This window comes from Streptomyces sp. NPDC020917 (genome assembly GCF_044333795.1).
In the GTDB taxonomy this organism is placed as follows: domain Bacteria; phylum Actinomycetota; class Actinomycetes; order Streptomycetales; family Streptomycetaceae; genus Actinacidiphila.
Window position 1 is genome coordinate 689,532 of the sequence record NZ_JBIRRR010000001.1, and the last position, 21,856, is coordinate 711,387.

General features: G+C 73.6%; 14 protein-coding genes. 12 read left to right on the plus strand and 2 right to left on the minus strand.

Going from position 1 to position 21,856, the window contains the following annotated elements; translation table 11 throughout:
• Positions 1–203: 203 nt before the first annotated feature.
• From ACH4TG_RS02980 to ACH4TG_RS03025, 10 genes are all read left to right on the plus strand, one after another.
• On the plus strand, positions 204–665 hold the full coding sequence (locus ACH4TG_RS02980; RefSeq protein WP_398240481.1) for a DUF2752 domain-containing protein: 462 nt from the start codon (positions 204–206) through the stop codon (positions 663–665).
• A gap of 172 nt (positions 666–837) precedes the next feature.
• Positions 838–1,647 (plus strand): indole-3-glycerol phosphate synthase TrpC, encoded by an 810-nt coding sequence (gene trpC, locus ACH4TG_RS02985; protein ID WP_398240119.1) that lies wholly within the window; start codon positions 838–840, stop codon positions 1,645–1,647.
• 533 nt (positions 1,648–2,180) lie between these two features.
• On the plus strand, positions 2,181–2,324 hold the full coding sequence (gene trpM, locus ACH4TG_RS02990; RefSeq protein ID WP_398240121.1) for a tryptophan biosynthesis modulator TrpM: 144 nt from the start codon (positions 2,181–2,183) through the stop codon (positions 2,322–2,324).
• A gap of 148 nt (positions 2,325–2,472) precedes the next feature.
• On the plus strand, positions 2,473–3,747 hold the full coding sequence (gene trpB / locus ACH4TG_RS02995) for a tryptophan synthase subunit beta (protein WP_398240123.1): 1,275 nt from the start codon (positions 2,473–2,475) through the stop codon (positions 3,745–3,747).
• On the plus strand, positions 3,744–4,559 hold the full coding sequence (trpA, locus tag ACH4TG_RS03000) for a tryptophan synthase subunit alpha (RefSeq protein WP_398240125.1): 816 nt from the start codon (positions 3,744–3,746) through the stop codon (positions 4,557–4,559). The genes trpB and trpA overlap by 4 nt, the downstream gene beginning before the upstream one ends.
• Positions 4,560–4,675: 116 nt before the next feature.
• A complete protein-coding gene (locus tag ACH4TG_RS03005) occupies positions 4,676–5,494 on the plus strand; it encodes a DsbA family protein (protein ID WP_398240127.1) in 819 nt (272 codons plus the stop codon).
• Between the two features lie 86 nt (positions 5,495–5,580).
• The gene (gene lgt, locus ACH4TG_RS03010) at positions 5,581–6,687 is read left to right on the plus strand and encodes a prolipoprotein diacylglyceryl transferase (protein WP_398240129.1); all 1,107 of its coding nucleotides are present in this window, start codon (positions 5,581–5,583) and stop codon (positions 6,685–6,687) included.
• A 174-nt stretch (positions 6,688–6,861) separates the two neighbouring features.
• Positions 6,862–7,608, plus strand: a complete 747-nt coding sequence (locus ACH4TG_RS03015) for a VIT1/CCC1 transporter family protein (protein ID WP_398240131.1) — start codon at positions 6,862–6,864, stop codon at positions 7,606–7,608.
• A gap of 426 nt (positions 7,609–8,034) precedes the next feature.
• On the plus strand, positions 8,035–12,579 hold the full coding sequence (gene gltB / locus ACH4TG_RS03020) for a glutamate synthase large subunit (protein ID WP_398240133.1): 4,545 nt from the start codon (positions 8,035–8,037) through the stop codon (positions 12,577–12,579).
• Positions 12,572–14,035 carry a glutamate synthase subunit beta gene (locus tag ACH4TG_RS03025; protein WP_398240134.1) on the plus strand — a complete coding sequence of 488 codons (1,464 nt, stop codon included), beginning with the start codon at positions 12,572–12,574 and terminating at the stop codon, positions 14,033–14,035. Before gltB ends, ACH4TG_RS03025 begins: the two co-directional genes overlap by 8 nt.
• Before the next feature lie 804 nt (positions 14,036–14,839).
• Here the strand turns inward: ACH4TG_RS03025 and ACH4TG_RS03030 are convergent.
• Together ACH4TG_RS03030 and ACH4TG_RS03035 are read right to left on the minus strand one after the other, a co-directional pair.
• Positions 14,840–15,763, minus strand: coding sequence for a hypothetical protein (locus ACH4TG_RS03030; RefSeq protein ID WP_398240136.1), 924 nt, complete (start codon positions 15,761–15,763; stop codon positions 14,840–14,842).
• Between the two features lie 24 nt (positions 15,764–15,787).
• Entirely contained in the window at positions 15,788–18,031 is a 2,244-nt protein-coding gene (locus tag ACH4TG_RS03035; RefSeq protein ID WP_398240138.1) for a serpin family protein, read from the minus strand.
• A gap of 406 nt (positions 18,032–18,437) precedes the next feature.
• On the opposite strand from ACH4TG_RS03035, the gene ACH4TG_RS03040 reads away from it, so the two are divergent.
• Both ACH4TG_RS03040 and pepN read left to right on the plus strand, forming a co-directional pair.
• Positions 18,438–19,142 (plus strand): MBL fold metallo-hydrolase, encoded by a 705-nt coding sequence (locus tag ACH4TG_RS03040; protein WP_398240140.1) that lies wholly within the window; start codon positions 18,438–18,440, stop codon positions 19,140–19,142.
• 48 nt (positions 19,143–19,190) lie between these two features.
• Positions 19,191–21,689 (plus strand): aminopeptidase N, encoded by a 2,499-nt coding sequence (pepN, locus tag ACH4TG_RS03045; protein WP_398240141.1) that lies wholly within the window; start codon positions 19,191–19,193, stop codon positions 21,687–21,689.
• The last annotated feature ends 167 nt before the right edge of the window (positions 21,690–21,856 follow it).

Sequence of the window (21,856 nt, forward strand, 5' to 3'; positions counted from 1 at the left end):
CCGGAAGGCGCCCGCACCCCAGGCGCAGCCGCCGGACCCCACAAGGTCCGCGGGCTGCGCCTTCGTGCGTCCCGGCGCAGACTCGACGCGTGAACCCGCAGCGCACTCCGAGCGTGGCCGCCCCGCCAGAACCGCCCCTGCCCCCCGCTGTGCAGGCAGAGGCAGGGCCGCAGGCAGGGAACGGACAGCAGGCATGGCCCTGGCTGCTCGTCCCGCCCGAGCCGCCGGCCGCCCGGGAGCCGGCGGGGCCGCCCACGCGGTCCGCGGCGGCGGCCCTGCGCCGCGCCGCCGTGCCCCTCGCGGTGCTGGGCAGCGCGGTCGCCGCGTTCGGCTACGTCGCGGCCGTCGACCCGAACAACCCCGGCCACTACCCGGTGTGCCCGCTGCTCCACTACACCGGCGTGTACTGCCCCGGCTGCGGCGGGCTGCGCGGCGCCCACGCGCTGGCCCACGGCCACCTCGGCGCCGCCCTGCACGACAACGCGCTGGCCGTCGCCGGGTACGTCGTGTTCGCCGCCGTCTGGACCGCCTGGTGCGTCGCCGCCCTGCGCGGGAGGCCGTTCCGGCCGACGATCACCCGCAGCCACCGGTGGGCCTTCTGGGCCCTGCTGATCGGCTTCGGAGTTGTCCGGAACCTGCCCTTCGGCGCGGCGCTCGCGCCATGACCACGGGGCGCCCGCGGGGACCGCGGGCGGTGGCATCTGTCCAGGTGATGGGACCGGACAGTGGTCGATTCGGGCACTCCGCCCCCCTCCCGATACCATCAGGAGTGCCGGCGGATCACGCCGCTGGCTTGATCGTTTCGCTGCTCGTCCCGGCCGGAAGGGGAGTTCTCGCGTGAGTGTGCTCGACGAGATCATCGACGGAGTCCGGGCTGACCTCGCCGAGCGACAGGCCCAGGTGTCCCTCGACGAACTCAAGGAGCGGGCCGCGCGGGCCCGCGACGCCCAGGACGGGGTCGCGGCGCTGAGCGGGGACAGCGTCAAGGTGATCTGCGAGGTCAAGCGGTCCAGCCCGTCCAAGGGTGCGCTGGCCGCCATCGCGGACCCCGCGGGGCTGGCCGCCGACTACGAGGCGGGCGGCGCGGCCGCGATCAGCGTCCTCACCGAGCAGCGCCGCTTCGGCGGGTCGCTCGCGGACCTGGAGGCCGTCCGCGGCAGGGTCGACATCCCGGTGCTGCGCAAGGACTTCATCGTCACCGCCTACCAGCTCTGGGAGGCCCGCGCCTACGGTGCGGACATCGCGCTGCTGATCGTCGCGGCCCTGGACCAGCCCGCGCTGGAGTCGCTCATCGAGCGCGCGGAGTCCATCGGGCTCACCCCGCTCGTCGAGGTCCACGACGAGGAGGAGGTCCAGCGAGCGGTCGACGCGGGGGCCCGCGTGATCGGCGTCAACGCGCGCAACCTCAAGACGCTGGAGGTGGACCGGGGGACGTTCGCCCGGGTCGCCCCGGAGATCCCCGACCACATCGTCAAGATCGCCGAGTCGGGCGTGCGCGGGCCGCACGATCTGATCGCCTACGCGAACGACGGGGCGAACGCGGTGCTTGTCGGGGAGTCGCTGGTCACGGGGCGCGACCCCAAGGCCGCGGTCGCGGATCTCGTTGCCGCGGGGGCGCATCCCGCTCTCCGTTTCGGCCGCAACTAGCCCCTCGACGGTCCCCGTCCGGGGCTGCCTCCCCCCGCCCTGCGCGGGCTGCGTCCCCCTGCGGGCTGCGGTCCGCTATGCGCGGGCTGCCTTCGCCTTCCGGGCTGCGGTTCGCTTTGCGCGGGCTGCGTTCACCATTTTCCGGGCTCGGCCCCGTCCGGGCTCACCTTCCGGTGTGGGGCAACCATCAGGGGCGCGGGGTCCCCCAGGGCTGCGCCTGGGAGGCGCCCCCGAGGTCCCCCCAGCGCGCGCAACCGGCCACCGGCCGGTGGTCCGGGGCGGACCGAACTGCCCCTGCGGGGCGGTTGGCGGAGCGCGCTGCCGCGCTGGCTGGTCGCGCAGTTCCCCGCGCCCCTTCGGGGCATGTTCTGCCTGGCGGGGCAGCGTTGCCGTCGCACGGCCGGTGTGTGGCTGGTCGCGCTGGGGGCACCTCCCAGGCGCAGCACTGGGGGACCCCGCGCCCCTTTGGGGGCGACGCGGCTTCGTCGAGGGGCTGGGCAGGGGGGCGGGGCGGAGGCCGGTAGACTCGGGCCATGCCCGTTGCGTCGCGTCTTGGTCCCGGTTGCCGCCCCCGCGGCTGCCGCGCGCCCGCGCGCCGGGTGCTGGGACGCCGGGTCCGCTATGTGATCGGGTGCGAGCCCGGCCAGGTGAACGGCAGGCGATGGCGTCGCGGCTGAACCGCGATCACCACCTGCCGGCGGAATGACGGCGCCACGCCGTCCCGTCACCTCACGTCCGCCTCGTCGCGCCCCGTCGCGTCGGGTCCGGGCGACCCGGCAGGTGCCCCCCGTCATCAGCCACACCTTCACCTGCCAGGGGCCACCCATGTCAGAACAACCCGAGTTCTTCCTGCCCGATCCCGACGGCGCCGTTCCCAGCCCGGAGGGCTACTTCGGCGCGTTCGGCGGCAAGTTCATCCCGGAAGCGCTGGTCGCCGCCGTGGACGAGGTCGCCGCGGAGTACGAGAAGGCCAAGGCCGACCCTGCCTTCGCCGCCGAGCTGAACGACCTGATGGTCAACTACACCGGCCGGCCCAGCGCCCTCACCGAGGTGGCGCGGTTCGCCGAGTCCGCGGGCGGCGCCCGCGTCTTCCTCAAGCGCGAGGACCTCAACCACACCGGCTCGCACAAGATCAACAACGTGCTGGGCCAGGCACTCCTGACCAAGCGGATGGGCAAGACCCGCGTCATCGCCGAGACCGGCGCCGGCCAGCACGGCGTGGCCACCGCCACCGCGTGCGCCCTGTTCGGCCTGGAGTGCACCATCTACATGGGCGAGGTCGACACCAAGCGCCAGGCCCTCAACGTGGCCCGGATGCGCATGCTGGGCGCCGAGGTGGTGGCCGTCACCTCCGGCAGCCGCACCCTGAAGGACGCCATCAACGAGGCGTTCCGCGACTGGGTCGCCAACGTCGACCGCACCCACTACCTCTTCGGCACCGTCGCCGGGCCGCACCCCTTCCCGGCGCTGGTGCGCGACTTCCACCGGGTGATCGGCGTCGAGGCGCGCCGCCAGATCCTGGAGCGGGCCGGACGGCTCCCGGACGCAGCGGTGGCCTGCGTCGGCGGCGGGTCGAACGCGATGGGCCTGTTCCACGCGTTCCTGCCCGACCAGGGCGTGCGGCTGGTCGGCTGCGAGCCGGCCGGGCACGGGGTGGAGACCGGCGAGCACGCCGCCACCCTGACCGAAGGCGAGCCCGGCATCCTGCACGGCTCCCGCTCGTACGTGCTCCAGGACGACGAGGGCCAGATCACCGAGCCGTACTCCATCTCCGCCGGCCTGGACTACCCCGGCGTCGGCCCGGAGCACGCCTACCTCAAGGACAGCGGCCGCGCCGAGTACCGCGCGGTCACCGACGACGCGGCCATGCAGGCGCTGCGCCTGCTGTCCCGCACCGAGGGGATCATCCCGGCCATCGAGAGCGCCCACGCCCTGGCCGGCGCCCTGGAGATCGGCCGCGAGCTGGGCCCGCAGGGCCTGATCCTGGTCAACCTCTCCGGGCGCGGCGACAAGGACATGGACACCGCGGCCCGCTACTTCGGGCTGTACGACGAGCAGGCGGCCACCACCAAGGGCGCGGAAGCGGGGGACGGGCAGTGAGCGGCAACATCGCACTTCTGGAACAGGCCATCGCGGGCGCCAGGGCCGAGAACCGGGCCGCGCTCATCGCCTACCTGCCGGCCGGCTTCCCGACCGTGGACGGCGGCATCGCGGCGATCAAGGCCGCCTTCGAGGGCGGCGCAGACGTGGTCGAGGTCGGCCTGCCGCACAGCGACCCGGTGCTGGACGGCCCGGTCATCCAGACCGCGGACGACATCGCCCTCAGGAACGGGGTGCGGATCGCCGACGTGCTGCGCACCGTCCGCGAGGCGCACACCGCGACCGGCAAGCCGGTCCTGGTGATGACCTACTGGAACCCGGTCGACCGCTACGGCGCCGAGCGCTTCGCCGCCGAGCTGGCCGCGGCGGGCGGCGCGGGCTGCATCCTGCCCGACCTGCCGGTCGAGGAGTCCGAGGTCTGGCGGAAGGCCGCCGAGCAGCACGGTCTGGCGACCGTGTTCGTCGTCGCCCCCTCCAGCAGGGACGAGCGGCTCGGCAAGATCACCGCGGCCGGCAGCGGATTCGTGTACGCGGCGTCGCTGATGGGCGTCACCGGCACCAGGGCGTCCGTCGGGGAGCAGGCGGCGGACCTGGTGCGGCGCACCCGGGCCACCACCGACCTGCCGGTCTGCGTCGGCCTGGGCGTCTCCAACGCCGGGCAGGCCGCGGAGGTCGCCGCCTTCGCCGACGGCGTGATCGTCGGCTCGGCCTTCGTGCAGCGCCTGCTGGACCACGCGGACGCGCCGGACGAGGGGCTCGCCGCGGTCCGCGAGCTGGCGGCCGACCTGGCCGCGGGCGTGCGCAAGCGCTGACCCACCCGTCCCACAGCGCCCGGGCCGCACCGTGCGGCCCGGGCGCGCGTCATCCGTTCCGGCGAATCTGCGCCCGCCGCGCGTCCGCGGGGCGGGCCTGGCCGTTGTTCAGGGATGTGAGCCAACGGAAACGTGACGGGAAGCGGAGCGCGCGCGAGGCGCTCAGGGAACAGCGGGCGAAGGAGCAGGCGCAGGCCAAGCGGAAGCGGACCCTGGTGGTGGCGGGGGCGGTGGTCGCGGTCCTGGCGATCGGCACCGGCATCGGCCTGGCCGTCGCCAACAACAGCAGCAGCGGCAGCAGCACCGCCTCCTCCGGCCCGGTGACCCCGCCCGCGGGCGCGACCGGCAAGGACAACCTGGTCATCCCGGTCGGGGCGGCCGACGCGCCGTCGACGCTGACCATCTACGAGGACTTCCGCTGCCCGGCCTGCGACGCCTTCGAGAAGTCGTTCACGCCGACCATCCACCAGCTGGAGGACAGCGGCCAGATCCGCACCGAGTACCACCTGGTGACCCTGATCGACGGCAACCTCGGCGGCACCGGCTCGCTGAACGCCGCGAACGCCGCCGCCTGCGCCCAGACCGAGGGCAAGTTCCGGGCCTACCACGACGTGCTCTACGACAACCAGCCCGAGGAGCAGAACGACAAGTTCGCCGACAAGGCCACGCTGCTGCAGCTCGCCGGCAAGGTCCCCGGCCTGACGACGTCCGCGTTCACCGCCTGTGTGAACAACGGCACACACAACAGCTGGGTCAAGAAGTCCAACGACGCGTTCAACTCCTCCGGCTTCAACTCCACCCCGACCGTCCTGCTGAACGGCAAGAGCATCTACGGCGGGAGCAACAACCTGACCCCGGCCTCGCTGACGCAGATGGTGCAGCAGGCCAACAAGGGCAAGCCGGCCGGGACGGTCACCGCGACCCCGCCGTCCTGACCCCGGTGTCCTGACGACGGTGTTATGCAGACGTAGCCGGGCGGGTTGCCGGATCACCCGCCCGGCACGGTAGCGTCGGTGATGCCATGGACCTCGCATACATTCCCAGCCCGTCGCACGGAGTCGTCCACCTCGGACCGATCCCGCTGCGCGGCTACGCCTTCTGCATCATCATCGGTGTCTTCGTAGCCGTCTGGCTCGGAAACAAGCGGTGGATCGCCCGCGGCGGCACGGCGGGCACGGTCGCGGACATCGCCGTGTGGGCGGTGCCGTTCGGTCTGGTCGGCGGCCGGCTCTACCACGTCATCACCGACTACGAGCTGTACTTCACCCACGGCAAGGACTGGGTGAACGCCTTCAAGATCTGGGAGGGCGGGCTCGGCATCTGGGGCGCGATCGCGATGGGCGCCCTGGGCGCCTGGATCGGCTGCCGCAGGCGCGGCATCGCGCTGCCGGCCTACGCCGACGCCATCGCCCCCGGCATCGCGTTCGCGCAGGCCATCGGCCGCTGGGGCAACTGGTTCAACCAGGAGCTGTACGGCAACCCGACGAAGCTGCCGTGGGGTCTGAAGATCACCAGCTCGTCCGGTGACCGGGTGCCCGGCGTCTACCAGCCGACGTTCCTGTACGAGTCGCTGTGGTGCATCGGCGTCGCCCTGCTGGTCATCTGGGCCGACCGCCGCTTCAAGCTGGGCCATGGCCGGGCGTTCGCCCTGTACGTCGCCGCCTACTGCTCGGGCCGCTTCTGGATCGAGCACATGCGCTCCGACTACGCGCACCACATCCTGGGACTGCGTCTCAACGACTGGACGGCCATCGTGGTGTTCCTGGCCGCCGTCGCCTTCATCGTGGTGAGCTCGAAGATCCGTCCCGGCCGCGAGGAGACCGTGGAGCCGCGGACCGCCGCCTCGGCCGCCGCTGCCGACGGGCCCGCCGACGCGGTGGAGCCGGCCGACGCGGCCGGGTCCGGCGCGGACGCCTCCGAGGACGCCGCCGGCGGCAGCGACGCGCCGGGTGCGGAAGCCGAGAGCGCCGAGAGCACTGAGGGCGACGAGAGCGCCGAGGGCGCGGCGGCCGCCGACGAGGGCGGCGAGGCGTCCCCGGTGGCCCTGGACAAGCCCGCGGACGACGGGCCGGAGGCGGCGGCGCAGGCCGTGGCCGAGCAGCCCTCGCCCGCGGTAAAGCCCAGCTAGCAGCACCTCTCCCCGGCCCCCGACACCTCTCCCGCGGGCCCGCGACACCGCTCTCCCGGACACGTCTTCCCAGGTCAGGGCAGCCTTTCCTTGCTGGCGGCGGTGTCGCGTTCCGCGTACGGTGACGGAGGTTTCCGACGTGTGGGCATGGGAGTGCCCGGGGGAGAGGTAGGCATGAGCACGGCAATCGCAGGGGGCGTCGAGGTCACCGGGTGCCCGGTTCCCGAGCACGTCCCGCACCACGCGCACCGTGACGTCAGCGGCGGCTGGCTGCGGCCCGCGGTGTTCGGCGCGATGGACGGACTGGTGTCGAACCTCGCCCTGCTGACCGGCATGGCCGGCGGCAACGTCAGCTCGCACACCCTGGTGGTGACGGGCCTGGCGGGCCTGGCGGCCGGCGCGTTCTCCATGGCGGCGGGCGAGTACACCTCGGTGGCGTCCCAGCGCGAGCTGGTCGAGGCCGAGCTGGCCGTGGAGCGGCTGGAGCTGGACCGGAACCCCGAGGACGAGCTGCGCGAGCTGGCGTCCCTCTACGTGGCCCGCGGGGTGGAGCCCGAGCTGGCCCACGAGGTGGCCCGCCAGCTGTCCGCCGACCCCGAGCAGGCGCTGGAGATCCACGCCCGCGAGGAGCTGGGCGTCGACCCCACCGACCTGCCGTCGCCGCTGGTCGCCGCCGCGTCCTCGTTCGCCTCGTTCGCGCTCGGCGCGCTGCTGCCGGTGCTGCCGTACCTGCTCGGCGCCTCGGCGCTGTGGCCCGCGGTGCTGCTCGCCCTGGCCGGGCTCTTCGGCTGCGGAGCGGCGGTGGCCCGGGTCACCGCGCGCTCCTGGTGGTTCAGCGGTCTGCGCCAGCTCGTCCTGGGCGGCGCGGCCGCCGCCCTCACCTTCGGCATCGGCGCCCTCGTCGGCTCGGCCGTCGGCTAGGTACGTCCGCAGGATCGCCGGACCGGCCATGGGCGGGCCTCGCCGGCCGGCCCGGCACCCTCCGGGCCCGCCCAGGGCCGGTCCGGCAGAACCCGCTCCCCGGTGGGCCCGCGGGGCCCGCGTGAAGGAGCGGGTTTCCTGGTTGTTTCAGCGCGGGACCGACCGGGCATTACTGGAAAACGCGTCGGCAGAGTCGCCAGGCCGCGTAACCCCCGCAAACACCCTCTCGGACTCATCCAGCGTCCTGCTGGCCTGAAATGATCTCCTCACGCCCCCGGTGTGTCCACATGCTGGAATCACATATCCGCTTCTCGAACACTCGGCCATCATGTAACCTGCACGAAATCGCAGAGGGCCAACGTCGTCCCTGTTGCACATGCCTATGACGGGCGATGCATACCAGCCACAGACGACGACGGGAGAGCCATGCGTTCGCGTTCCGCGTTCATGGACGGGCACCCCGCCCCGCAGGGGATGTACGACCCCCGCAACGAGCACGACGCCTGCGGCGTCGGCTTTGTCGCCACCCTCACCGGCGAGGCGAGCCATGGGCTCGTGGAGCAGGCGCTGACCGTCCTGCGCAACCTGGAACACCGCGGCGCGACCGGTGCCGAGCCCGACTCGGGTGACGGCGCGGGCATTCTTGTCCAGATCCCGGACACCTTCCTGCGGGCGGTCACCGGCTTCGAGCTGCCCGAGGCCGGGCAGTACGCCGTCGGCCTGGGCTTCCTGCCCGTCGAGCACGAGGACCGCACCAAGGCCGTCGACGCCATCGAGCGGATCGCCGCGGAAGAGGGCCTGACGGTCCTCGGCTGGCGCGAGGTCCCGGTCGGCCCCGACCTGCTGGGCGCCACCTCCCGCTCGACCATGCCCTACATCTCCCAGCTGTTCGTCGCCGACAGCGAGGGCACCCGCTCCGGCATCGCGCTGGACCGCCCCGCGTTCGTGCTGCGCAAGCGCGCCGAGCGCGAGGCCGACGTGTACTTCCCGTCGCTGTCCGCGCGGACCGTCGTCTACAAGGGCATGCTCACCACCGGCCAGCTGGAGCCGTTCTTCCCGGACCTGTCCGACGAGCGGTTCGCCACCGCGATCGCGCTGGTCCACTCCCGGTTCTCCACCAACACCTTCCCGAGCTGGCCGCTCGCCCACCCGTACCGGTTCGTCGCGCACAACGGCGAGATCAACACGGTCAAGGGCAACCGCAACTGGATGCGGGCCCGCGAGTCCCAGCTGGCCAGCGAGCTGTTCGCCGGCGACCTGGACCGGATCTTCCCGATCTGCACGCCCGGCGCCTCCGACACCGCCTCCTTCGACGAGGTGCTGGAGCTGCTGCACCTCGGCGGCCGGTCGCTGCCGCACAGCGTGCTGATGATGATCCCGGAGGCGTGGGAGAACCACGGCTCGATGGACCCGGCCCGCCGCGCCTTCTACCAGTACCACTCCACGCTGATGGAGCCCTGGGACGGCCCGGCCTGCGTCACCTTCACCGACGGCTCCGTCGTCGGCGCCGTCCTGGACCGCAACGGCCTGCGCCCCGGCCGCTACTGGGTCACCGACGACGGCCTGGTCGTGCTCGCCTCCGAGTCCGGCGTGCTGGACATCGACCCCGGCAGGATCGTCCGCAAGGGCCGGCTCCAGCCGGGCCGGATGTTCCTGGTCGACACCGTCACCCACCGGATCGTCGAGGACGACGAGATCAAGGCCGAGATGGCCGCGCAGCACCCGTACAGCGAGTGGCTGGACGGCGGGCTGATCGACCTGGCCGACCTGCCCGAGCGCGAGCACATCGTGCACACCCACGCCTCGGTCACCCGCCGCCAGCAGACCTTCGGGTACACCGAGGAGGAGCTGCGGGTCATCCTCGCGCCCATGGCCAGGGCCGGCGCCGAGCCGATCGGCTCGATGGGCACCGACTCGCCGATCGCCGCGCTGTCCGACCGGCCGCGGCTGCTCTTCGACTACTTCACCCAGCTGTTCGCGCAGGTCACCAACCCGCCGCTGGACGCCATCCGCGAGGAGCTCGTCACCTCGCTGATCTCCACCATCGGCCCGTCCGGGAACCTGCTGGAGCCGAGCCCGGCGTCCTGTCGCAACATCACCCTGCCCTTCCCGGTGATCGACAACGACGAGCTGGCCAAGCTCATCCACGTCAACGCCGACGGCGACATGCCCGGTATGAAGGCCGCGACGCTCTCCGGCCTGTACCGGGTTACCGGCGGCGGGCAGGCGCTGGCCGCCCGGCTCGCCGAGATCTGCGCCGAGGCCGACGCCGCCATAGAGGACGGCGCCCGGCTGATCGTGCTCTCCGACCGGCATTCGGACGCCGAGCACGCCCCGATCCCGTCGCTGCTGCTCACCTCCGCGGTGCACCACCACCTGATCCGCACCAAGCAGCGCACCCAGGTCGGTGTGCTCGTCGAGGCCGGCGACGTGCGCGAGGTCCACCACGTCGCGCTGCTCATCGGCTACGGCGCCGCCGCGGTCAACCCCTACCTGGCCATGGAGTCCGTCGAGGACCTGGTGCGGGCCGGCACGTTCCTGCAGGGCATCGAGCCGGAAGCGGCCATCGCCAACCTGATCAAGGCGCTCGGCAAGGGCGTGCTGAAGGTCATGTCCAAGATGGGCATCTCGACCGTGGCGTCCTACCGCGGCGCGCAGGTCTTCGAGGCCATCGGCCTGGACTCCGACTTCGTCGACACCTACTTCCACCTCACCGACAGCAAGATCGGCGGGGCCGGCATCGACGTGATCGCCGCCGAGGTCGCCGCCCGGCACGCCAAGGCCTACCCGGCCTCCGGCATCGCGGCGGCGCACCGCAGGCTGGAGATCGGCGGCGAGTACCAGTGGCGCCGCGAGGGCGAGCCGCACCTGTTCGACCCCGACACCGTCTTCCGGCTGCAGCACGCCACCCGCACCCGGCGCTACGACATCTTCAAGCAGTACACGGACCGGGTGAACGAGCAGTCCGAGCGGCTGATGACGCTGCGCGGCCTGTTCGCCCTGGGCTCCGACCGGCCGTCCGTGCCCGTCGAGGAGGTCGAGCCGGTCAGCGAGATCGTCAAGCGGTTCTCCACCGGCGCCATGTCGTACGGCTCGATCTCCCGCGAGGCGCACGAGACGCTGGCCATCGCGATGAACCAGCTCGGCGGCAAGTCCAACACCGGCGAGGGCGGCGAGGACCCGGACCGGCTGTACGACCCTGCCCGGCGCTCGGCGATCAAGCAGGTCGCCTCCGGCCGGTTCGGCGTCACCTCCGAGTACCTGGTCAACGCCGACGACATCCAGATCAAGATGGCGCAGGGCGCCAAGCCCGGCGAGGGCGGCCAGCTGCCCGGCCACAAGGTCTACCCGTGGGTCGCCGGCACCCGGCACTCCACCCCCGGCGTCGGCCTGATCTCCCCGCCGCCGCACCACGACATCTACTCCATCGAGGACCTCGCCCAGCTCATCCACGACCTGAAGAACGCCAACCCCAGGGCGCGGGTCCACGTGAAGCTGGTCTCCGAGGTCGGCGTCGGCACTGTCGCCGCCGGCGTGTCCAAGGCGCACGCCGACGTGGTGCTGATCTCCGGCCACGACGGCGGCACCGGCGCCTCGCCGCTCACCTCGCTCAAGCACGCCGGCGGCCCCTGGGAGCTGGGCCTGGCCGAGACGCAGCAGACGCTGCTGCTCAACGGCCTGCGCGACCGCATCGTCGTGCAGACCGACGGCCAGCTCAAGACCGGCCGCGACGTGGTGATCGCCGCGCTGCTGGGCGCCGAGGAGTTCGGCTTCGCCACCGCGCCGCTGGTCGTCTCCGGCTGCGTGATGATGCGCGTCTGCCACCTCGACACCTGCCCGGTCGGCGTCGCCACCCAGAACCCGGTGCTGCGTGAACGCTTCAGCGGCAAGCCCGAGTTCGTGGTGAACTTCTTCGAGTTCATCGCGGAGGAGGTCCGCGAGATCCTCGCCGAGCTGGGCTTCCGGACGATCGAGGAGGCCGTCGGCCACGCCGAGCTGATCGACGCGACCCGCGCCGTCGACCACTGGAAGGCGCAGGGCCTGGACCTGGCCCCGCTGCTGTACGTGCCGGAACTGCCCGAGGGCGCGGCCCGGCACCGCACCACCGAGCAGGACCACGGCCTGGACCGGGCCCTGGACAACGAGCTGATCCAGCTCGCCGCCGAGGCGCTGGAGTCCGGCGCGCCGGTCCGCGCCCAGGTGCAGGTGCGCAACGTCAACCGCACTGTCGGCACCATGCTCGGCCACGAGGTGACCAAGAAGTACGGCGGCGCCGGCCTGCCCGACGACACCGTCGACATCACCCTCACCGGCTCCGCCGGCCAGTCCTTCGGCGCGTTCCTGCCGCGCGGCATCACGCTGCGGCTGGAGGGCGACGCCAACGACTACGTCGGCAAGGGCCTGTCCGGCGGCCGGGTCGTGGTCCGCCCCGACCGCGGTGCGGACCACCTCGCCGAGTACTCGACGATCGCCGGCAACACCATCGCCTACGGCGCCACCGCCGGCGAGCTGTTCCTGCGCGGCCGCACCGGCGAGCGCTTCTGCGTCCGCAACTCCGGTGCCACCGTGGTCGCCGAAGGCGTCGGCGACCACGGCTGCGAGTACATGACCGGCGGCCGGGCCGTCGTTCTCGGCGCCACCGGGCGGAACTTCGCGGCCGGCATGTCCGGCGGCATCGCCTACGTCCTCGACCTGGTCGCGGAGAACGTCAACACCGGCATGGTCGGGGTCGAGGCGCTCGACGCCGACGACATCACGTGGCTGCACGATGTCGTGCGCCGCCACTTCGAGGAGACCGGCTCCACCGTCGCCGAGCGGCTGCTCGCCGACTGGGGCGGCGCCCTCACCCGCTTCGGCAAGGTCATGCCGAGGGACTACAAGGCAGTGCTCGCCGCCAAGAACGCCGCCGAGCAGGCCGGACTCTCCGAGTCCGAGACCACCGCGAAGATGATGGAGGCGGCACATGGCTGACCCCAAGGGCTTCCTCACCACCGGCCGTGAGACCGCACCGACCCGCCCGGTCGAGGAGCGCAGGCAGGACTGGAACGAGGTCTACGTCCCCGGCGGCCTGCTGCCGATCATCAGCAAGCAGGCCGGCCGCTGCATGGACTGCGGTATCCCGTTCTGCCACAACGGCTGCCCGCTCGGGAACCTGATCCCCGAGTGGAACGACTACGCCTACCGCGAGGACTGGCAGGCCGCCTCCGAGCGCCTGCACGCCACCAACAACTTCCCCGAGTTCACCGGGCGGCTGTGCCCCGCGCCCTGCGAGTCGGCGTGCGTGCTCGGCATCAACCAGCCGGCCGTCACCATCAAGAACGTCGAAGTCACCATCATCGACAAGGCGTGGGACAGCGGCGACGTCACCCCGCAGCCGCCGGAGCGGCTGTCCGGCAAGACGGTGGCCGTCATCGGCTCGGGCCCGGCGGGCCTGGCCGCCGCCCAGCAGCTCACCCGCGCCGGCCACACCGTCGCGGTCTACGAGCGGGCCGACCGCATCGGCGGGCTGCTGCGGTACGGCATCCCCGAGTTCAAGATGGAGAAGCGGCACATCAACCGCCGCATCGAGCAGATGCGCGCGGAGGGCACCAAGTTCCGCACCGGCGTGCAGATCGGCTCCGACCTGGACGCGGCGAAGCTCGCCAAGCGGTACGACGCGGTGGTCATCGCGGCCGGCGCCACCCAGTGGCGCGACCTGCCGGTGGAGGGCCGCGAACTGGCCGGCGTCCACCAGGCGATGGAGTACCTGCCGCTGGCCAACAAGGTGCAGGAGGGCGACTTCGTGGCGCCGCCGATCACCGCGGAGGGCAAGCACGTGGTGGTCATCGGCGGCGGCGACACCGGCGCGGACTGCGTCGGCACCGCGCACCGCCAGGGCGCCCTGTCCGTCACCCAGCTGGAGATCATGCCGCGGCCGTCCGACGACCGGCCCGCGCACCAGCCGTGGCCGACGATGCCGATGGTCTACAAGGTCACCTCGGCCCACGAGGAGGGCGGCGAGCGGGTCTACGCCGTCAACACCGTGCGGTTCACCGGCGACGAGGACGGCAACGTGCGCGAACTCCACCTGGTGGAGGTCGAGTTCGAGAACGGCACGTTCGTGCCGCAGGAAGGCACCGAGCGGGTCATCCCCGCGGAGCTGGTCACCCTGGCGATGGGCTTCACCGGCACCGACCAGTCCAACGGCATGATCGAGCAGCTCGGCCTGCAGCTCGACGCGCGCGGCAACGTCGCGCGCGACGGGAACTACGCGACGAACGTCGACGGCGTGTTCGCGGCCGGCGACGCGGGTCGCGGCCAGTCGCTCATCGTGTGGGCGATCGCCGAAGGGCGCTCGGCCGCGCGGGCGGTCGACGCGTACCTGACCGGGCTGCCGTCGGCGCTTCCCGCGCCGATCCGGCCGACCGATCGGCCGCTCACCGTCTGACCCGGCGGATCCCGTATCCGCCCCCGGCTGTCCCGCACAACGGCGTGCGGAACGCAGTAACACCCCAGCGGCGCCCGCCTCCCCGACCACCGGCGGGCGTCGCTCCCTTCGCCCTGCGCGGGCTGCGTTCACCTCTCTCAGGGCTCGGCCCTGTTCCGGTCCCACCTTCCGGTGTGGGGCAACCCTCATGGCTCCGCCCCGGCTTGGGTCACCGTGCGGTGTGGGGTCACCATCAGGGCTCGGCCCGCCCCTGGGCCACCGTGCGGTGTACGGCAACCATCAGGGGCGCGGGGTCCCCCAGAGCTGCGCCTGGGAGGTGCCCCCAGCGCGCTCAGCCACGACGGTGGCCCGCTGTCCGTACGGCGGGTTGCGCCCCGTCAGGGGCGCGAGGTCCCCCAGAGCTGCGCCTGGGAGGTGCCCCCTGCGCGGGCAACCGGCCACCGGCCGGTGGTCCGGAGCGGACCGATCTGCCCCTTCGGGGCGGTGGCGACCTGCGGCCCGCAGTCGGGCTGGGCGCGCAGTTCCCCGCGCCCCTGGCGGGGCACGCCCTGCCCCGCGACGAGACGTCGCCGTCGCACGGCCCGTGAGTGGCTGAGCGCGCAGTTCCCCGCGCCCCTGCGGGGCACGTCCTGCCCCGGGGGGGGATCGTCGCCGTCGCACGGCCGGTGCGTGGCTGAGCGCGCTGGGGGCACCTCCCAGGCGCAGCTCTGGGGGACCCCGCGCCCCTTTGGGGGACGGCCCGCCGTCGTCAAGGCGCGCCGGCGTCGCGGCTGGAGGGGGGTGGACGCTGCCCGTGGTGCGGGGTCAGGTGTCGCAGTCGAGAACGGCGTGGCACAAAGTGCAACGAACCCGCATGCGGCCCCGGCAGGGGACCCGGATGCGCTGGTGGCACGCGGGGCACGGAAAGGACACCCGCACGGCTGAGGGCGGGCCCTCGAACGTGTAGTCCGGGCCGGAGGCCATCGCGCGACGGTCCTTGGCGTAGCGGCGCCGCGCCGCCCAGCCCGCCGCGGCCAGCGGCGGCCGGTGCAGGTCCTGGCGGGCCCGCGTCAGCCCCGCCCGGTACGCGTCCCGCGCCTGCGCGCTGCGGAACCACGGCTCGATGTCGTCGCCGAACGCCAGCGCCCGCTTGGCCAGCACGTACCCGAACTCCTCGGGCGTCAGATACCCGAGCTTGTACGCGGACATCATCAGCCGCTCGCCGCGGATCGCGGCCTCCTCGCGGTACGCGTCCAAGAGCAGCCAGCCCGCCCCGAGATACGTCGTCGCCGTGTCGGTGAGGATCTCGTTGTCCCGGGTGCCGGGGAACTCCAGCCCGAGGCGGTGCAGATAGACGTGCATCACCTCGTGGGCGAGCGCCGCGCCCACGTCCCGCCGGTCGGTGCGGAACCGCGCGTGCAGTTCGATGAAGTACTCCGGCCCGGCGGCCAGTTCGACGTTGCCGGCGTGGACCATGTCCCGGAAGCTGACCACCATCCGGGCGTCCGGCAGCCGGAAGTGCTGCACCATGGCCCGGGCGATGCGCTGAGCGCCCAGGTACAGGTCCTCGTCGGAGGAGAACTCCACCAGCTCCGGGTGGACGCTGGCGGCGAACCGGGCCACCCCGTCCGCGGACAGCCGCCGGTGGATCGCGGTCAGTGCCGACTGGACGGTCTCCAGGTGCGGGAAACCATGCACGATCGGCTCGCTCGCGGCGGTGGACGCCCCGGGCTCGGCTGGCTCGGCCATGAACACCTCCCCTGGTGATCGAGCCTACGCGTCACACCATGCCGTTGTCGCCGTACCGGGAGCCCCGCCACCCGAGCTGTGCCCGGCGACGGCGGCCCCGGTCGCGGCCAGGCGCTCCGCGGCCTGCGGCGCGGTGCCGCCCACCGGCTGGTAGACGCTCACCAGCAGCCGCCCGCCCGGCGCGACCAGCCGGCCCAGCGCGTGGCGCACCACGTCGGGGAAGCGGGCCGGCGGCACGCAGTCCGCCAGGACGTGCACGAACGTGAACCGGCGGCCGTCCGGCGGCGTCCAGTCCAGCGCGTTGCCGACGGCGATCCGGTCCGCCCAGTGCGGCAGCCGCCGCCGCGCCTCGGCGGCCAGGCCCGGCGACAGGTCCACCCCGTACGGCTCGACGGCCCGCCCGGCCTCCGCCGCCCATCCGGCCACCGACTCCATCAGCAGCCCGTTCGCGCAGCCCACGTCCAGGAACGTGCCGTCGCGGTGCAGCCCGTCCACCACCATCCGCCGCTGCACGCGCCACTGTTCGGGCCCGGCGCCGAACCCCGAGCCCATCTCCGGCGGGTTGTCCTCGCGCAGGTACGACAGCTCGATCTGCCGGACGCTGTCCGCGAAGTACGACTCCTCGCTCTGCGCGCGGCGCGACCGGACGGCGTCGCGCACCGCCGCCCGCTCCCGAGGGTCGGTCAGCCGCGGTGCCAGGACCTCGGGAGCGCCGGTGCGCCACGGCACCGTGGCGTGCGGGCGGCGGCCCTGGTAGCGGTCGCCGTCGACCCACACGAAGACATGCCGCGCGGCTTCCTCGTAGCCGAACGGCCGCACCCGCTGCATGCGGAAGCCAGCGGACTCCAGCGGGATCCGCAGAGCCGCGTCGCGCAGCCACATCTCGCCGGACCGCACGTCGCCTGACGGCAGCCGCACCGAGCCGTCGGGGTGTTCGACGGCCACGCACGAGCCGTCCGGCAGGAACGCCACGAACGTCATCCGCCGCACCTCCTCCGGCTCGCCCTCGTCCAGCCGGTACGACGAGGAGGCGCCGGCGTCCGGTCCTTCGGAGCGGCCGGACCGCGGGGGAGTGGTGCGGGGGCGCGGTCCGTCGGCGTCCGGGCCCCGGCTCGCCGGGCGTTCGGCCCCGGCGTGCGGCCGGGCGGCCGGGGCGCCGGCGCGGTCCTCGGCGGGCGGCGGTCCCGGGTCGGCGGGTGCGGACGCCTGCCAGGCGGCGAGCAGCGGTACGTCGCCGGAGGCGCCGGTCGGGTCGGCGGCGGGCAGCACCACGATGCCGAAGGGCCGGTCGAAGGCGATGCGCAGCGGGTGCGGCGCATGGACGACGGCGGCCCTGACCATCACCACCGAGGTGACGGCCGCGGCCTCCACCCCCAGTTCCGCGACGCGCAGCAGGCACGCCTGCGCGACCTGCGACACCTTCAGCGGCTCGCCGGACAGGAGGGAGAAGTCCGCGGCGCGGGTGGTGGCGGTCCGCACGCCCAGCACCGCGAGATGCGGGGTGACCTCGATCGTCGCGCGCAGCGACAGGCGGGGCAGGTCGACGGTGACCCGTGCGGCCCGCACCGACTCGCGCTCGGCCGCCCACGCTTCCGGCAGCACCTCGGCGGCGGACCGGCCGGGCGCGCCGAGTACGAAGCGCACCCGCGCGCCGGGCGAGCCGTCCGGCGCCGCCGCACATGGCAGTTCGACCACGGTCGCGCCACCCGGCGTTGTCCACACCGCGTCCAGAGGGACCTCGCCGTGCATCGTCGGCACCTGGTGGAGGCGGCCGGCCGCGTCCGTGAAGGCCCGGCGGCGGGTCTTCTCCGCGGCGAACGGGCGGTCCCAACGGGCCTTCAGCGCAAGGGCGTTGACCAGGACCATCCGGGCGGTGGCCGGCACCGTGAGCGGTAGCCGGCCGATCAGGCCGCCGGTGGCCTCCCGCACCCAGGCATCCAGCGCCGCCTGGTCACCGAGCGGCCCGAACGCCACGTCCGGCAGCGCCCCCTGGAAAGCGGGCAGCAGCGTGGCGCGGCTCCACACGCCGGTGGCGACGGCCAGCGCGTCCGTCCCCGACAGGGCCCGCGCCGCGGCGGTGACCAGCCCGGCCGCCTCGGGACCCGCGGCGCCCAGCAGCGCCCGGAGTTCGGCGGCCGTCCCGTGCTCCGCCCCCGCGGCGACCGCGCCCAGCGCCAGCCACAGCCCGGCGGGGGAGCAGACCAGGTCGCCCCCGCCTGCGGTGGCTGCCGCTTCCGCGGCCGCCACCGGCACCCATCGGGCGGCCAACCCCCGCACCGCCGCCGCATACCCGGCCGCAGCACCGGCCGGGCCCTCCGGGCGAGGCGCGCCGCGGGCGCCCGCGGGGTCCGGTCCGTTCTCGCCGTCCGCACTTCCGGAACCGCTCGTCCTGCCCGTCATGCGCGCCCCCTGCGTCGTCTCCCGATGCGTGCCGAGCCCGTGCCTGGCCGTGCCTGCCTGCTCGTGTGCTGGTGCCCGACCATGCCGTTCGGCGTGCCGCCGTGTGCGCCGCGTACCCGCCCTGGCGGGCTCCGGTGCGCGCCGGGACCGGCCGAGCCCGCCGGCCGGTTCGCGCCGCGCCACCGGTACGCGTTCGCTCTCGACGTACGGCGTTCGCCGCCCGCGCAACCCGCCGCGGGCGGGGGCGCCGGGCGCCTAGCGTCACGGTATGGACATGGACACCGTACAAGTGACGGCCGGGATCACGATGCTGCGCTTCCCCGTCGGGCAGGCGTATCTGCTGCGGCTGCCCGGCGGCGGCTTCACCCTCGTGGACTGCGGGCCCGCCGGCGCGCAGGACGCCGTGCTGGGCGCGCTCGCCGCGGCCGGCGGGGCACCCGGTGACCTGCACGAGATCGTGCTGACCCACGCCCACAAGGACCACACCGGCTCGGCCGCCGCGCTCGCCGCGGTCACCGGCGCCCGGATCGCCGCGGGCGCAGCGGACGCCGACGCGGTACGCGGCACCGGCAGCGTCGCCCCACCGGACCTCCAGGACTGGGAACGCGACCTGTACGACAGCACCTCACGCGCCGTACCGCCCGCGCCGCCCGCCCCCGTCCACCGCGAACTCGCCGACGGCGACCCGCTCGACTGGGGGCAGGCGGCCCGCGTGCTGCACGTGCCGGGCCACACCGCGGGCAGCATCGCCGTCCTGCTGCCCGAGCAGGGCGCGCTGTTCACCGGCGACACCCTCGCGATCTGGCAGGACCGGCCCATCCCCGGCGTGTTCAGCAGCGACCGCAGGCGGCTCGCCGCGTCGTACGCCCGGCTGGCCGCCCTGGACACCCAGACCGTGCTGTTCGGTCACGGAGAGCCGCTGACGCATGACGCAGGGGCGGTGCTGCGGGCCGCCGCGCCGCCCGAATCGCACGACTGACCGGGAAATCCGTATCCACCGGCACGCAGGTGAGGCAGCATGAGCCGCATGCCAGCTCTGACCCGCGCGGAAGCCGAGACCCGCGCCCGCGACCTGTCCGTCCAGCGCTACGCGATCGACCTCGACCTCACAAGGGGCGACGAGATCTTCGGGTCGACCACGGTGATCCGGTTCACGGCACTCCGCGGCTGCGACACCTTCGTCGAACTCAGACCCGCCGCGCTGCACCGCGTCGAGCTCGACGGCGCGGCGCTGGACCCGGCGCGACTCGACGGCAACCGGCTGCCGCTGACCGGCCTGGCGGCCGGGGAGCACGAGCTGCGGGTCGAGGCCGACATGCGCTACTCGCGCACCGGCGAGGGCATGCACCGCTTCACCGACCCCGCCGACGGCGAGGCGTACGTCTACACCCAGCTGTTCATGGACGACGTGCAGCGGGTCGCCGCGGCCTTCGACCAGCCCGACCTCAAGGCGGTGTTCGACGTCGCCGTCACCGCGCCCGAGGAGTGGACGGTGCTGGGCAACGGGCTCGCCACCCGGTCCGCGCCCGGCCGCTGGCAGATGGCCACCACCCCGCCGCTGGCCACCTACTTCCTGTGCGTGGTCGCCGGCCCCTACCACTCGGTGCGCACCGAGCACGCCGGCATCCCCTTCGGCCTGCACATCCGCCGCTCGCTCGCCCCCTACCTGGACCGCGACGCGGACGCCCTCCTCGACCTCACCCGCAAGTGCTTCGACCGCTACCACGAACTGTTCGACGAGCCCTACCCGTTCGACTCCTACGACCAGGCGTTCGTACCGGAGTTCAACGCCGGCGCCATGGAGAACCCCGGGCTCGTCACCTTCCGCGACGAGTACGTCGGCCGGTCCGCGGTCACCCCCGCCGAGGCGCAGTTCCGCGCGGTCGTCGTCGCCCACGAGATGGCGCACATGTGGTTCGGCGACCTCGTCACCCTGCGCTGGTGGGACGACATCTGGCTCAACGAGTCCTTCGCCGAGTACATGGGCTACCAGGTGATCAGCGAGGCCACGGAGTTCACCGGCTCCTGGAACGACTTCGCGGTCGTCCGCAAGGCGTGGGGCAGCGACGCCGACCAGCGGCCGTCCACCCACCCAGTCGCGCCCGACCCCGACGCGGTGCCCGACACCGCCTCCGCGCTCACCAACTTCGACGGCATCTCCTACGCCAAGGGCGCGTCCGCGCTGCGCCAACTCGTCGCCTGGCTCGGCCGCAAGGAGTTCCTCGCCGGCATCAACGAGCACTTCGCGCGGCACCGCTTCGGCAACGCGACGCTCGCCGACTTCATCGACTCGCTGTCCTCGGCCACCGACCGGGACGTGCCCGCGTGGGCCGACGCGTGGCTGCGCACCAGCGGCCTCGACACCCTCACCCCCGCCGCGTCGCCCGCGCCCAACGGCTGGCGCCTGGAGGTCAACCACGCGGGCAGCCGCCCGCACCGCATCGGCGTCGGCCTGTACGACCGGGCGGTCGCCGACCCCGGCCGGCTCGTCGAGCGGGCCCGCGCCACCCTCGACATCACCGCGACCTCGGTGGTGGAGAAGCGCGAACTGGCAGGCCCACGGCCCGACTTGATCCTGCTCAACGACGGCGACCTGACGTTCGCCAAGGTCCGCTTCGACGAACGCTCCTGGGAGACGCTCGCCGACACCCTCAGCAGCCTGCCGGACGCGCTGAGCCGCGCGGTCGCCTGGAACGCGGCGCGCGACCTGGTCCGCGACGGGCGGATCGCGCCGCGCGACCACCTCGCGCTGGTCTGCCGCCACCTGCCCGCGGAGACCGACCCGTACCTGGTCGAGGGCGTCCTGACCTTCACCCGGAACGTGCTCGCCGACCGCTACCTCGCGCCGTCGCTGCGCACCGAGGCGCTCGGCTCGCTCGCCGGGACGGCCAGCGCGCTGCTGGCCACCGGACGGCCCGGCAGCATGCTCTCCGCCACCCGGACCCTCATCGACGCGGCGATCACCGAGGAGGACGCGGCGCGGCTGCGGGGCTGGTACGAGGACGGGGCGATCCCCGGGGCGCCCGCGCTCGACCCCGAGCTGCGCTGGCGGATGCTGCTCAGGTTGTGCGTGCTCGGGGCGGCCGGGGCCGCGGAGATCGACGCGGAGCTGGCGCGGGACACCAGCGCCAAGGGGCTGGAAGGCGCCGCCCGTTGCCGCGCCGCGCTGCCCGAGGCGGCGGCCAAGGAGGCGGCCTGGGAGTCAATGTTCCACGACGACTCCCTGTCGAACTACCTGTTCACGGCGACGGCGCAGGGGTTCTGGCATCCCGAGCAGGAGGCGCTGCTCGCGCCGTACGCCGAGCGGTACTTCGCGGATGCGGTGGCGCTTGCTGGGCGGCGGGGGCCGGCGATTGCGGAGGCGGTCGGGCGGTACGGGTTCCCGTCCACGGCTGTCGCTCCCGCGACTCTGGTGCTGGGGCGGGCGGCGCTGGATTCTCCCGGTCTCACCGCGGCTCTTCGCCGTTCTCTCGTCGACCGGCTCGACGATCTCTCCCGCACCCTGCGGCTCCGCCCGTCCCCCTGACAGCGCCTCCCCGCTCCCCTTCGGCATCCGGGCTGCCCCCTGGCCGCCGTTCCCGGCGAACGGTTCGCTGTGGCTGGTCGCGCAGTTCCTCGCGCCCCTGGCGGTGCACCTTCGGTGGGTGGGGTCGGGGCCGCCACGGGAGTATCTCCTCGGAACTGTGCGTGCAC